13 protein-coding genes are annotated in these 12910 nt (G+C 45.7%); 1 reads left to right on the top strand and 12 read right to left on the bottom strand.

All coding sequences use genetic code 11. From position 1 onward, the window contains the following. Window positions 1–234 precede the first annotated feature (234 nt). The 7 genes from DHL47_RS00125 to DHL47_RS00095 all read right to left on the bottom strand — a co-directional run bounded on the left by DHL47_RS00125 (window position 235) and on the right by DHL47_RS00095 (window position 6303). Window positions 235–426: a DUF3272 family protein gene (locus DHL47_RS00125; protein WP_128837205.1), complete on the bottom strand. Its 192-nt coding sequence runs from the start codon at window positions 424–426 to the stop codon at window positions 235–237. A 38-nt stretch (window positions 427–464) separates the two neighbouring features. Beyond that, window positions 465–2135: a DNA polymerase III subunit gamma/tau gene (dnaX, locus tag DHL47_RS00120; RefSeq protein ID WP_209550461.1), complete on the bottom strand. Its 1671-nt coding sequence runs from the start codon at window positions 2133–2135 to the stop codon at window positions 465–467. Then, window positions 2135–2632, bottom strand: coding sequence for a GAF domain-containing protein (locus DHL47_RS00115; RefSeq protein WP_128837207.1), 498 nt, complete (start codon window positions 2630–2632; stop codon window positions 2135–2137). Before DHL47_RS00115 ends, dnaX begins: the two co-directional genes overlap by 1 nt. A 572-nt stretch (window positions 2633–3204) precedes the next feature. Continuing rightward, on the bottom strand, window positions 3205–4314 hold the full coding sequence (locus DHL47_RS00110) for an alpha/beta fold hydrolase (RefSeq protein ID WP_209550460.1): 1110 nt from the start codon (window positions 4312–4314) through the stop codon (window positions 3205–3207). Continuing rightward, entirely contained in the window at window positions 4311–4736 is a 426-nt protein-coding gene (locus DHL47_RS00105; RefSeq protein ID WP_128837209.1) for a helix-turn-helix domain-containing protein, read from the bottom strand. Before DHL47_RS00105 ends, DHL47_RS00110 begins: the two co-directional genes overlap by 4 nt. Window positions 4737–4844: 108 nt before the next feature. Further along, entirely contained in the window at window positions 4845–5468 is a 624-nt protein-coding gene (locus tag DHL47_RS00100) for a Type 1 glutamine amidotransferase-like domain-containing protein (protein WP_209550459.1), read from the bottom strand. 253 nt (window positions 5469–5721) lie between these two features. Further along, window positions 5722–6303, bottom strand: coding sequence for a GrpB family protein (locus DHL47_RS00095; RefSeq protein WP_209550458.1), 582 nt, complete (start codon window positions 6301–6303; stop codon window positions 5722–5724). A gap of 198 nt (window positions 6304–6501) precedes the next feature. On the opposite strand from DHL47_RS00095, the gene DHL47_RS00090 reads away from it, so the two are divergent. Then, window positions 6502–7278 (top strand): DNA/RNA non-specific endonuclease, encoded by a 777-nt coding sequence (locus DHL47_RS00090; protein WP_209550457.1) that lies wholly within the window; start codon window positions 6502–6504, stop codon window positions 7276–7278. A gap of 74 nt (window positions 7279–7352) precedes the next feature. Here DHL47_RS00090 and DHL47_RS00085 read toward each other — a convergent pair whose 3' ends face one another. The 5 genes from DHL47_RS00085 to DHL47_RS00065 form a co-directional block, all read right to left on the bottom strand. Then, window positions 7353–8090: a DUF3307 domain-containing protein gene (locus DHL47_RS00085; RefSeq protein ID WP_209550456.1), complete on the bottom strand. Its 738-nt coding sequence runs from the start codon at window positions 8088–8090 to the stop codon at window positions 7353–7355. Continuing rightward, entirely contained in the window at window positions 8087–8752 is a 666-nt protein-coding gene (locus DHL47_RS00080; protein ID WP_209550455.1) for a SatD family protein, read from the bottom strand. Before DHL47_RS00080 ends, DHL47_RS00085 begins: the two co-directional genes overlap by 4 nt. 238 nt (window positions 8753–8990) lie before the next feature. Further along, window positions 8991–10301, bottom strand: a complete 1311-nt coding sequence (locus tag DHL47_RS00075) for an McrC family protein (RefSeq protein WP_209550454.1) — start codon at window positions 10299–10301, stop codon at window positions 8991–8993. Continuing rightward, window positions 10288–11610 carry an McrB family protein gene (locus DHL47_RS00070; RefSeq protein ID WP_245335500.1) on the bottom strand — a complete coding sequence of 441 codons (1323 nt, stop codon included), beginning with the start codon at window positions 11608–11610 and terminating at the stop codon, window positions 10288–10290. The genes DHL47_RS00075 and DHL47_RS00070 overlap by 14 nt, the downstream gene beginning before the upstream one ends. A 486-nt stretch (window positions 11611–12096) precedes the next feature. Then, window positions 12097–12876: an L-threonylcarbamoyladenylate synthase gene (locus tag DHL47_RS00065; protein WP_128837218.1), complete on the bottom strand. Its 780-nt coding sequence runs from the start codon at window positions 12874–12876 to the stop codon at window positions 12097–12099. Window positions 12877–12910: the final 34 nt, after the last annotated feature.

Here is a 12910-nt window from a genome sequence, read left to right as displayed (position 1 = left end):
GGAGGATGCTCTCGCAGGGAGTCCTATTTCACGCTTATAGTCTTTCTATTTAAACTGACACGTCGGCGGCTGCGGCTGGCCGGACTCAACTGAGTTCAGTCGAAACAAACGACAGTTGGCCTGGATTTTCGAAGCACCTGAAAGATCTGCCAAACGACCATAGACAAAAAAGATGCTGGAACAAAAATCGAAGACTCCGTCTGACCGATTTTTGTTCCAGCATCTTTTTCACTGTCATTTATGTCCCAAATGTTTGTCAATTTCATCTACAATGCGGCCCATGACATAGGAAACCTGCAGGTTGCGCAGTACCAGAAAAGCCCAGAAAATGGCCATGAAATAGTGCCCTGACATAATAGATTCATTGAAAAAATAGGTTTCTAAGGCCGTAAAAACAGCCATTACAATAAATTGTTGTCTATTCATACCTCTATTATAGCACGATTGCTGATAAAATACTCAGTTCAGTCCTCCTGAATCGTGATTTTTTCTGCTAAAAAGTCATAACCTTCCGGAATCAGGCTGTCTTCTTCTTTTTCTTGGCTTTCTTCTGCCTTGCCTTTGCGGCTGCGGGCGGAAAAGTCTGCCCGGATTGCGGTCCATTCTTCCAGAGAAATAGCCAAGATTTCCGGTGAAAAGCCGGCCGCATTGCTGAGGATATTGCCAAACATGGTATTGAGATTGTCCCGCTTCATGGTCTGCTCAGCATTGAAGTTAGACTCAAAAGCCAAAATGGCATGACGCTCATTAGCAGCCACCGGCTGAGAGCCGACCAGCAGCGCCTTATCAGCGCCTACCAGGCTTTCAATAATCTCTCCCCAGGCATTCTGCAGTTTGGTCAGATTGCTGCGGGCAAGACTGGGATTGTCCACTGCTTCTTCAAGAATAGCATTGACCTTGCTGCGGTCTGCCCGATAGGCTTTGGACTTCTGCGGCCGAACATCTGAAGTCTTGACAGCCGCGGGCTTGCTTCCAACAGCTGCCAGCTGGCCTTTGAGAGCCTGAATCTCCTCTTTGAGGGCAGCCAGCTCCCCAGCCAGATTAGCCGGAATCTCTGCAGCGGCAGCTTTGTCCTCTGCTTCTGCCAGACGAATGGTCATCATCTCCGTGTAAATCTTAGGCTGCAGGCTGTTTTTGATGTCTGACAGACTGGCCGTTGCCGTTTCAATCATGGCAAACAGCCTCTCCTGGGGCGTATGGAGATTTTCCAGAAAGAGCTCACTGGCATGAGTATTCTCACCGCCTGTCTGGACGATGAGCAGATCCCTCAGATACTGCAGGAGGTCCGTCACAAAGCGGGCCATATTCTTGCCGCTGTCAAAGATAATATCCAGATTTTCCAAGGCTGCTGCCGTATCGTGCCCCACCAAGGCCGCCACGTAGCTGTCCAGCGCTCCCAGACTGATGGAACCAGTGATTTCTTCGGAAATAGCCGCCGTCAGATGGCTGTCCTGCGTCAGACTGAGGGCCTGATCCAGGATAGACAGGGCATCCCGCATGCCGCCCTCAGCCCTGCGGGCAATCACCTGCACTGCTTCCTTGTCAAAGTCAATGCCTTCCTGCTCTAAAATCCACTCAATATGGCCGACAATCTCCTTGGTCTTGATGGACTTAAACTCAAAACGCTGGACCCGAGACAGGATGGTAGCCGGAATCTTGTGCAGTTCTGTCGTCGCTAGGATAAAGACCACATTTTCCGTCGGCTCCTCCAAGGTCTTGAGCAAAGCATTGAAAGCTCCTGTCGAGAGCATGTGCACCTCATCAATGATATAGACCTTGTGCTCGGCCAGACTGGGTGCATAGGTGGATTTGTCGCGAATATCGCGGATTTCATCCACGCCGTTATTGGAAGCGGCATCAATCTCGATGACATCTTCCAGACTGCCCTCTGTAATGGCCTGACAGATATAGCAGTCATTGCAGGGCTCGCCGTCTACTTGATTGGGACAGTTCATCGCCTTGGCAAAAATTTTGGCAACACTGGTCTTCCCGGTACCTCTGGGTCCTGAAAAAAGATAGGCATGGCTGATTTTGCCCTGCTCAACAGCCTGCCGCAGGGTGGTTGCGACCACCTGCTGACCGACCAGCTGACCGAAGGTCTGGCTGCGGTATTTTCGATATAAAGCTTGATACATTAGGCTTTTTCTCCAAACATTTCAAAATTCCAAATCGTCTTTTCCAGCAATAACTGGACAAAGTCTTGCAGATATTTCTTGTCAATGGCATCGTAATCTGCCTCCACCCGCGAATCCAGATCCAGCACGCCCAAGAGCCGGCCGTCTTTGACCATGGGCAGGACAATCTCGCTTCTGGCTGCACTGTCACAGGCGATATAGTTGGCATGCTGGGTCACATCTTCCACGATCAAGGTCGCCCGCTTCTCCGCCGCTTCCCCGCAGACGCCCTTGCCCAAAGCAATGCGAACACAGGAAACGCCGCCCTGAAAAGGCCCCAAGACCAGCTCAGCACCATCAAAAAGATAAAAGCCAGTAAAGACCGAACGCGGCAGGGCATGATTAAGCAAAGCACTAGCATTGGACAGATTGGCGAGCACGTTGTCCTCGCCGTCCAAGAGCGCCTCCAGCTGGGCCAGCAAAAGCTGATAGTTAGAAATTTTTTCTGATTGATTCATACTCTCTATTATATCAAAAAAGGCGATGGGACAGAACTAAATTTTTAAAAATTTAGTTCTGTCCCACCCCGCGAGGCTCTCCCAGTCTGGGGGACTGTGAGAGGTTGGGGATGAGGAAAACAGAGTTTTCCTCAATGTAGGAGCTTTTTGGAGTCTAAAAGACGAACAGTCTTGACACATCCTAACGGATGTTTCATCCATAACCTCAAAGCAGTGCTTTTGTTGCTTCCTCTCGGAAGCTCTATCTATAACCTCAAAACCTCCACTGGAGCTTTTGAGCAATCAGCTACCGCGGCAAGAGTTTTTTACCAAAACAAAGGGAGGCTGAAGGACTTTTTATACGGTATCTTCCCAAAGGTACATCCCTCTGTGGGTGAGGACGCAGCCATCATGGGAGTCTGTCTCAGCCTCCTATTTTTCTGTCCTTTTGCCTGATAAAAAAGCGGGGCAGTACGGCTGCTGCAAGCAAACAGTTAGAATAACAATCAAAATCAAACTAGGCAGTGAGAGGCAGGCATGAGTGAGGCAGCTCAAAACGAAGGAAGGTTGATTTTCCGCGAGTATGAGCCAAGCTACTGGGCCTGCTTGACCTTTTTCTGCAAATCCTTCGAAGCATGGATAAAGATGTCTGGTTTTTCAGCATGAATATCGTGACCGCTCTTGATATTGTCAATCAAGGTGTTTGTTGGCAAAAGTTTATCCGCTCGTTTGGCATCTTTCTCATCCATCGCACTCAGGAGGATACCATTTTTATCGTAGTATGTTTTCTGATTCGAAGGGCGAGCTACATGCAGTAATATAGACGGACACTGAACTTTTTTCAAGGTCTCTTCCTGATGAAATCCCTCAAACCAAGAAAAATCGTAAAAAGCATTGCCAAAACGCAGATCATAATTCCCTGTCCCGTCCTGCAAATTAGCTGTCAAATCGTATATCGTATTGACCTGCCATTCCGGCGGATAATACCAAATTCTAGGAATTTGACCCGGATGATTTTTCATATAGTTAAGAGCGGGCTGGCTGACGATTTTATTGAAATTTTCCCGGCCGAAAAGTGTCCTCAGATAAGTGTGCTCTAAAAAATAGGCTGTATAATTCTTTTCGCTGCTTTCTAAAAAGTCGTGCATATCTTTAAAGGACAACCAAGAATAGGTTGAAGGGGCGCGATTGGGCTCTGTTGAAAAGAAAGGCGCATCTTCAATCAACAGTCCTAAAACCCACTTCGGTGCCTCAGCTGCCACAAGCGTTGCCAGCAAGCCGCCTGATGAATGTCCCGAAATCAGAACCGGTTGCTGGATAACGTTTTGGATAAACCAAATAAAGTCCTGACTATTTGCCAGTGCTGTATATTTAGCCGGATTTTTGCTGGAGCCGCCATGTCCGTAGCAATCCACTGCATAGACATGAAAATGCTTGGACAACTCTCCCAAAACCTTAGCATAATCCTGCCAGGAAACCTGCTGGCCATGAATCAAGAGCAGGGGCTGGCCGTGATTAGGACCTTCGCCATAATTGATAACAGAGCCATCTGGTAAGGTCGCCTGCTTTTCGACTATCCCAGCCTGCTGGATTTGACGAAGGTTAGCCTTGTCATAGTGAAGATTGCGATAGGCAAAATACCCTATGCCGATTCCTAAAAAACTTATCAATATCAGTAAAACTACCATCATTTTCCTTTTCATTCTGCCACCTGCTGCTTTTCTGAGAAATGCTTGGGAGCTTCTAGGAAAAAACTTGGATCCAGCAGTGCCAATCCTTGATTTTCATCCCCCAGCAAGAGCAGCTGATCTCCCGCTTGTATGTGAAAAACATTTCTCGCCCGAGGCGGCAAATGAATTTCTCCCCGCTGCCCTACCGTTACTGTCCCAAAAATATATTTGCCCTTTCCATTAGGGGCCGTCAACAAATGGGACTCCAAATGTACCAGTTCATCCAAACTCACATCAAAAAAATCAGCCAATTGGGCGGAATGAAGCACATCTGGGACACTTTCTCCCGCTTCCCACTTGGCAATGGTTTGCCGCGATACACCTATTGCCTCTGCTAATTTTTCTTGAGAAAGGTTCTCTCTTTTTCTTAGAGTCGCAATATTTTCAGCAATCATTTTTCAATCTCCTTTTCCTATTCACATCACTAGTATAGCAAAAAAGCCGGTTTCTTCAACCAAGCTTTTCTTACTTTTTCTGCACTTTTTGTTAAAAATCGTGGCACATTATTTAGCTTCTTCCCTGACGTGCACTTCATTTTCCTCCACGATTACTGCCTGGCTGTTGGTCAGCGGCAATAAATGGAGTTGGTCTTGGTAAGTGTCCAGGGTCGTCTGGGCACTTTCGACAAAAGGCTCCTCACCGACATGCGGCACCACATAAAAGTCCGTCTCAGCCAGCGCGCTATAGTCTGTCAGCTGGTCAGCAGCCGTTTTGTCATCCATGATTTGATTGTAAAGAATGTCAGAGCTGGCAATAATCGCGCCAGCGGATTCACCTACATAGACCATACCGTCCGCAATCTGCTCCTTTATCAGACCCAGCAGCTGCTTTTTCTTCAGCTCCTGCAGGAGATAAAAGGTATTGCCGCCGGAAATATAGAGCAGCTTGGTCTGGAAAATCTTAGCCTGAGCTGTTTCTCTATCGCTTTGGGCCAGATCAAAAACATCCAGCTCAAAGCCCAAATCCGCAAAGACTTCCTTTGCTTCATCAATGTAGCCTGTGTACTCCTCTGCATTTCCCGCTGTGGGGATAAAGAGGACATGGCCGCTCAGCCCTTTCTGCTTAGCATAGTTTTGAAACAGGTCCTTGACTCCTGCAAAATACGAACATAAAAATAATTGCTTCATAGGACACCTCCGTTAATTTTTTACGATTTTAGAAAGAGGGCTGAGACAAAAGTGTTTCAGTCTCGCTTTGTTCTGGTTAAAAACTCATAACGCAGCAGCTGATTGGCAGCCCACCTGACCATGGGCAGCTAAACCCGATTCCAGAGTTTCATCATCCAGATACCCAGCCAGCCCGTCGGGGATTTAGATTGTCTGATTAGATGTAGAAATAGCAGGCTCAGCAAAAGAGCAAAGCCAAGCATAACAAGGTAAATCATATCTTCCCTTTCTCATACCGCCCGCCGTACAGCTGCTTGGCTTCCTGAGTGTATTTTCTGATAAAGTCTGTCTTGGCCTCCGTATAGGCATCGCGGTTGTGCTCGTATTTCTTCCAAAGTTTCAGCTTTAAAGCCTCATAATCCTTGGCAGCAGCTGGGTGCTCCTGCAGGTAATCACGGAAATAAAGCTCGTCATGGTCGCCTTCAGGGCGCAGATGCAGATGAAAGACCCGCTCTGCAAAGCCCTCCGGCGTGTAGCCTCTATTAAAGGACATCCGTCCCTCGCTCTCAGACATAAGCAAGTAACCCTCTGCCAGCAGCAGGTCTCTGAAAGCTTCCATATCAGCCTCCTGAGAAATCTCCAGCAGAATATCGACAATAGGCTTGGCCCAAATGCTTTTCAGCGAGGTCGAGCCGATATGACTGACCCGAACCAGCTTTTGCGCAGGCAGAAAGCTGAGCAGCCGGTCACGCTCTTCCTTATACCAAGCAGCCCAGTCTGTGCTGTGCTCTCTCAGCTCGATGGGAAAGAGCTGCCACAATTCTTCCAAAGACATGTCTTCCAGTTTCTTCGCCATAATCCCTCCGTATCTCATTTTCTGCTTTTCTCTACATTTATTATAACAAAAATGCAATCAAATTCCGAAAAATAGAATAAAAATAAATCTTTTTGGCTATTTTCGACACATTTCTGTAATCTGTTCGTAACTTTCACTTGTCAAACAATACATTTTATAGTAGAATGAAATCGGATACATATTATGGAGGAGAATAATATGAAAAAGTTTAGGATAGCTCATTGGCTAACGCTGTCAATGAGTGCTCTTCTTGTGCTTTCGCAAGCCCTTGATTATCAAGCTGTGAAAGCCGATCAAAAGGATAAAACCAGCGTGCAGCTCCTCAGTGAAGCTGACGAAACCGAGATTGGGACCTTGCGTTTCACTGGAAATTATCAACTAAGACTGGGGAAAAAGGATAAGTACGGCCGAGCAACGGCTGCACACATTCAGCTGCAGGCCAGAAATATGCCGCACAAGAAAAGGGAGACCAAGATTACTTACAGCCCTATCGGCTGGCATAACTATAAGTTTTACTACGGCAAGGGCGGAGAAAAAACTTGGCTCATGAGCCGCGGCCACCTAATTGGCTACCAGTTCAGCGGACTGAGTGACGAGGGGAAAAATCTCGTTCCCATAACAGCTTGGCTGGACTCAGGAGCCTCGAAAGGCAGCGACAGAAACAATCAGGACAGCATGTTCTATTATGAGCAGCGCCTGCAAAACTGGCTGACCGACCATCCAGGCCATTGGCTAGACTATAAAGTGACACCGATTTATGTGGAGGATGAACTGCTCCCCCGCCAGATTGAGCTGCAGTATGTCGGCTTTGATGCAGACGGAAATATTGTCTCGATTGAGCTGGGCGGCAGAGAGATGCTGGACCAGGACGGGATGACCCACGTCCTGCTGGACAATCTTTCACCCAATGCAGAGATTAACTACAAAACAGGCACTGCCAGCAATACGATGGACGAAAACACAAAAACAGACTGAGCTTTTCAGTCTGTTTTTTATTCCTTGACCTCTTCGATTTCCTTTGACTATCAGGCCATCAACAAAAACCGCTGTTACCAATACAAAAGAGCATAAACCAACAGAACGCTAATCATACTAAAGAGGGAGCCAATCAGATAGTATTCTGCAAAGGACTGGCTTTCGGAAATCTTATTGTAGCGGGCAATGGACTTGGCCGTAAAGACCAAACCAATCGAGGTAAACTGGCCGAAAATAAGAGAGAGCCCCATCATCAGCCGTTCCAAAATCCCTATCATAGCTCCAGCTCCGGCAATGGTTTCCTCGTGATTGTCGCCAGCCTGATACTTGCTGAAGAAAAGTTTAAAAAGGATATTAACCGGCTTGCCGGTCAGAGCCAAGAACAGCAGGGCCTGGAAAAGCTGATAGCGCTCCGTCAGCCAGTTAGGCAGATTGGCCTTGCCCCCAAGCAGCAAAAAGTAAAAGAGCAAGATAAAGACTGTATGCAGGATCTGATCCAGCAGAAAAGCTGCCTTGTGCCAGCGCTGCCGAACCACTAAGGCATTCAGCCTGTATTTGAGAAGGTCAATGGCCGCATGGCTGATCCAGACCAAGGCAAAAAAGAGGCTGTAGGCAGGCAGAAAGACTGCCAGAATAAGCAGCGGCAGAAAGACAAGAGCCAAATGACGAATGAGAACCTTCAGATCCCGGACTTTTAAATCTGCCATTTTCTGACTTTGAAGCTGAAAATCTGCCAAAACATGGGCCAGCAGGGTCAATACGATAAGGGGATGCTGCATGAAAAAATCTGATAATCCGATAAAATTTGTCACTGCTCACTCTCCTTCACTTCCTGTAAAATCATACGCATGGCCAAATGCCGGTTTCTCAGATAAATCTTAAGCCCGGATGATTTGAGCCGCTTGCTGAGAGCACTGGAGCTGATGTGCAGCAGCTCTGCCACTTCGCCATGGGAAAAGTCTTCGTCATAGATATATTCCAACAGCATCCGCTCCAAGACCTCTCTCTGGCTGGTATTCCACTTGCTCTGGATAAAGGAGCAGGCTGACAGCACTGTATTGACTGCCTGACTGCTGGCATCATCTCCCAATGAAACAGCGATGCGGCTGGTGCCATAGTCGTTTTTTTCATGGACAGCATTAATGGCTGCGCGGGCTCGCCAGTAAGCCGGACCGTCCGCCCCGATGCTCTGCTCAGGATTGATGTCGGTCAGGATCTCCCCCAGCCCCAGACCAAAGCGGATAGGATGAGGGAAGCCCAGAGCAATCTGGTCCAAGATCTGCATCAGCTCGGGATTGGGCCTGAATAGGGCCTGAAACTCGTCTCCCGTCGTCACTGTAAAAGGCGACACCAGATAAGCCTGATAATCCTGATTGAGCACTGCCATCATATCCTGCAGGTCCTTCTGCGCCTGCTTGCGGTTTTTCAGCTGCTTGGACTCAATCAAATCTCCGATAAGGGCAATATAAAGCATACTCCACCTCCTTCAAGTCCATTATAACGGAAAATTTTAAAAATGTCCATTATAACGGAAAATTTTAAAAATGTCGGTTATTATAGACTTTGTTTACAGATATTGGGACTTTTATCCACCAAAAATAGAGGTTGCTGAATCAATTTTGATCCATTGCTTGAATATGTACCATTATAACAAAAAAGGAGGCCAGAAAGAAATATTTCCAAACCTCCTACTTTTGACCAGACTCAGTCTCTCAGTACAGGTGCTGCTCTAGCACGCCCTGAAAAGAAATTTCTGACTGCCTCATGAGCTGAGCAAAATCATCGTAGTTTTCCGCTTCTTGAGGAATCCGGATAGACCACTTTTTCAAGAGTGCCCCGTAACCTGCTAATTTGCCTATGTCATTGTCAACAGCCTTTTCCGCGCTTGGGAAAATAAGACCGGCTGTTTTTGACTCTAGAATATAAGAATAAGAAATTAACTGATATAAATCTTCGCGGTTGATACCCGTTTCTGTCAATTCCAGTTTTTTATATTTGGCATCTAAAACAATTCCGAGTTTTCTACTGTAAAAATCTGGGTAAACTGTCCGAGTGCGAGAGCTGAAAACTGAAATTCCTCCTGACTGTTCCTTATTCCGAGGGTGGACAAAGCCGTCTGGCAAGAGAGTATTGACATACTCCTCCCATAGCCAGGCCACGTCAAAAAGCAAGCCGTGAATTTTTTGCTTCTGAGCCCCAAGCCCGTGCTTGCTGCGACTCAGAAGCATCAGACACAGCTGCTGCAATTTCCTATACTCACGATAGTAAGCATGGCGGACAGGTTTGGTTTGATTCAGGCGGATTATTTTAGAACGGTCCGATAACTTATAGGAGGGCGTCACGCGCACAATTTCCGCTGCATTTTCTCGAGTTGAAGCCAAGCTGGATAAGATTTCCCTTCCGCTAGATGCCTGGCTCTGAATAAACGCAATGGTATGCCGAATCAACTGCATGAGCGAATTGTCAAAAGAAAATTCTCTGGTCGAATAGGCAATCTTCCCCATAAAAGGAATATTCTCCTTCAGATGGCGAGCGGTATCCATCACACCTTTGACATGACTGTCATTATAGGAAAAATGCTGATATTCCTTATAGAGCCCCTTGCGCAAGGCCGCCTGCAGATACTTGGGAAAGAGGTAAATCAAAAGCTGGTATAATTTTTCATCTTGTGACAGCCCAACATCGAAACTTGTGAGATTCAAATTGAGAACTTTTTGCAACAAATAATGCAGAAAATAGTCATTTCCATCATTGGAAAAACGCGAAGAAATGGTCAGCCTTTCTTGACCGCAGCCCAGAAAGCCAACAATATTGCCTGTCTTGACTTGCTGATTGACAGACTCTAAAACCTTGCACTCCTTATCCAAATCAGGAGAATTCAGCAAGTCATTGGGAAAAATGAAAATGCCGTCCTCTTTAGAAAGGTTGTCCAGCGTCCTATCCAAAAGAGCTGCACTGATGTTGGGATGGCTATTCAGCAAATCGCTTTTAGAAAACTTTTGCTGATTATCAGTCAGTCTCATCAGCTTCTACCTTGCTTTCATTGCTATAAGCTGCTTTCAGCCCGGCCAGTTTCTCCGCTTCATCGTAAGCCCCGCGCAAGTAGTCTTCCAAGAGCGGCTGCAGATAGTCAGACCAGAGCAAATCATAGTTAAAGTCCAAATCCTTTAAGGCTAGGAAATAGCTTGGCCCAATATGATAATGGCTGTTTAAGCCCTCTATCTCAGAAATAGCCTGATTAAGCCTGAGCAAACGAGCCTTCGCTTCTTCGGCACCATCTCCAAGAGTCTCATCAAGCATGCTGAGCTGACTTTCAGCCGTGACTTCGACAAAGCGGAAACGCCGCCGCATGGCAAAGTCAAAAGTATCCACTGAGCGATCAATATCATTCATCGTCCCGATAATATAGACATTTTTTGGAATGTAAAATTTCTCATCCGTCTCATGCAGATTGGCATACTGGGTCGAGACCTCCCCATCTCTCCCACGATAGCCCGGATCAATGGAGAAAAAAAGTTCCCCAAAAATCTTAGAAATCTCTCCCCGGTTGATCTCGTCGATGATGAAGACGAAGTTTGGAACTGCTTCATTATCCCGACCACCAATCTTCTGCGCAGTCTTGGCCTTCTCACAAAACTGTTTAAAAATTCCATCCTGTAATTCAAAACCAATCTGCCCATCATCATTTGAAACCGGCCTCAGCCCTTCTAAAAAATCCGTATAATCATAGGAAGGATGAAACTGAACAAAACCGATTTGCTCCTCATTTCCTCCAGTCAATTCCCTTGCAATCTGTCTGGCTAAATAAGTCTTTCCAGTACCCGGCGCACCGCGGAGGATGAGGTTACGAGATGATAGTAGTTTATTTTTAAATTTATTAACACTTTGACCCGTTACTTCGCCAGTCATACTATCTCCTTCACCATTATAAAAACTAATAAAATTATTATAAAATTGTACTAAAACATCGTTTGGCTCTTGCTCTGAATCTAGCTCTAAATCTTTCATAGAATACAGAAAACCTAAATCATCGTCATGTCCATCAGGATGCCATTTTACAATTTTTAATTCTTTAACTTCAAAATTTTCAAAAATAGCTCGTATATTAATCCAAGTATTCTCTACTTCACTATATTTATATCCGAAATATGGTAATTTTATAGAGCCGTTTCCGCTCTTGGGACCGTAGTGTCCAGTATTTATCATTTCAACCTTATAAGAAATGCCACCAATAACTAAAGCAGGATATATCTTTGTCATACCCTTTAATTTTGTTTTTCTTTCCTTTTTCTCTTGTGAATTATTAATATTGGCTTGTTTTACAAATTCCATTAAGAATTCTCTAAATTCTATATAGCAATCTGCCTCTACTATGCCATGTGATTCTCCGATAAAAGGTAAAACTTCTTTAAATTCATCTTGTTTATCCATAAACAATCCTCCAACTTTTTTCCTATACATATATTAGTAGTTTCTGAACTTTTTTAAATTCAAACTAAACTTTTTAAAGTCTAAATTTTCCGCTGTGGTAAAAGTTCTATAACAGCAAAGCTGTTATAGAACCAGGAAATTTTGAGACTTTAGGCTCAAAATTTAGCCATGAAACCGCAGGTTTGCTGGCGTCCTTACCACTCAGGGGAAATTTAGGATAAAAAAGTTTATAGAAATAAATTTAAAATTCAAAAGCTTAATATATAACCTCTTCTATCATAGCACCATCATAGGAAAAACACAAATAATTATACAAGAAAAAACCCGGTATAATAAGGTTGCAACCCCTCTCACACCGAGCTCTTGTTTGTTTATCTTTGATGAATTTTAATAATACTCACCCTGACGGTAATCCCATGAGTTAAAGGTATCGGACAGGTGCATCATGATCTTATCGATGTCCAAGCCCTTACGGATAACCACTGGTGCAGGTGAGATGGAGCGTTGGCCGCCTTGTTCTGGGACCAGTTTGCCATCCTTGTCCACCATAGAGACCATGACGCCTTGTTCGTAGCGGGTTTCGATGGTCTTGTCCGGCTGAATAGACGCCACATAGTCGTCAGCTTCGATGACCAAGTCAACAGCGTTTTCGATACGGTCGCCAATGCCTTCAACCTTCCCGCGATTTCCTTTCCCGGATGGGTTGGCTGAGGAAGCATAGACCATCTGGCCTTCTTCCCAGAGCTTGGCCGCCAGCTGCTCGCCGGCCTTCCCAAACTTAATGACAAAACAGCTGGTGCCACGGACATCAGTCATCAGCTCCTCACGTCCATCACCAAAAGCTTTGAGCTTTTCAAAAGCTTCTGGCTTCCAAGGAAGGATACAGCCCAGAAGGATATCTTCATCCCAATGCTTTTGATAAAAAGCTTCAATTTCCGGATTCAGCTGGGCCAAAGCGCGGAGCTCATCCATGCTGCCGCAGAGGACAACGCCTGGCTTGTTGCGCTTGCGGTCCTTGGCTTCAAACTTCCGCTCCAGACCTGCCTTATCGCTGGTCATGATGATGTAGCCAACCTTGGTCGGGCAGACGATACAGCCACCATCACCTTTGAGAATATCATAGCCCTCTTGTGAAAGTTGTCCGTTCCATTGAATGTGTTTTGTCATAAGTGTTTTCCTTTTCTATTATGTTAAGATTTAT

This window comes from Streptococcus panodentis, assembly GCF_017884005.1.
Classification (GTDB): domain Bacteria; phylum Bacillota; class Bacilli; order Lactobacillales; family Streptococcaceae; genus Streptococcus; species Streptococcus panodentis.
The sequence above is the reverse complement of the archived record's forward strand: the minus strand, read 5'-3'. Positions and strand labels throughout refer to the sequence as shown.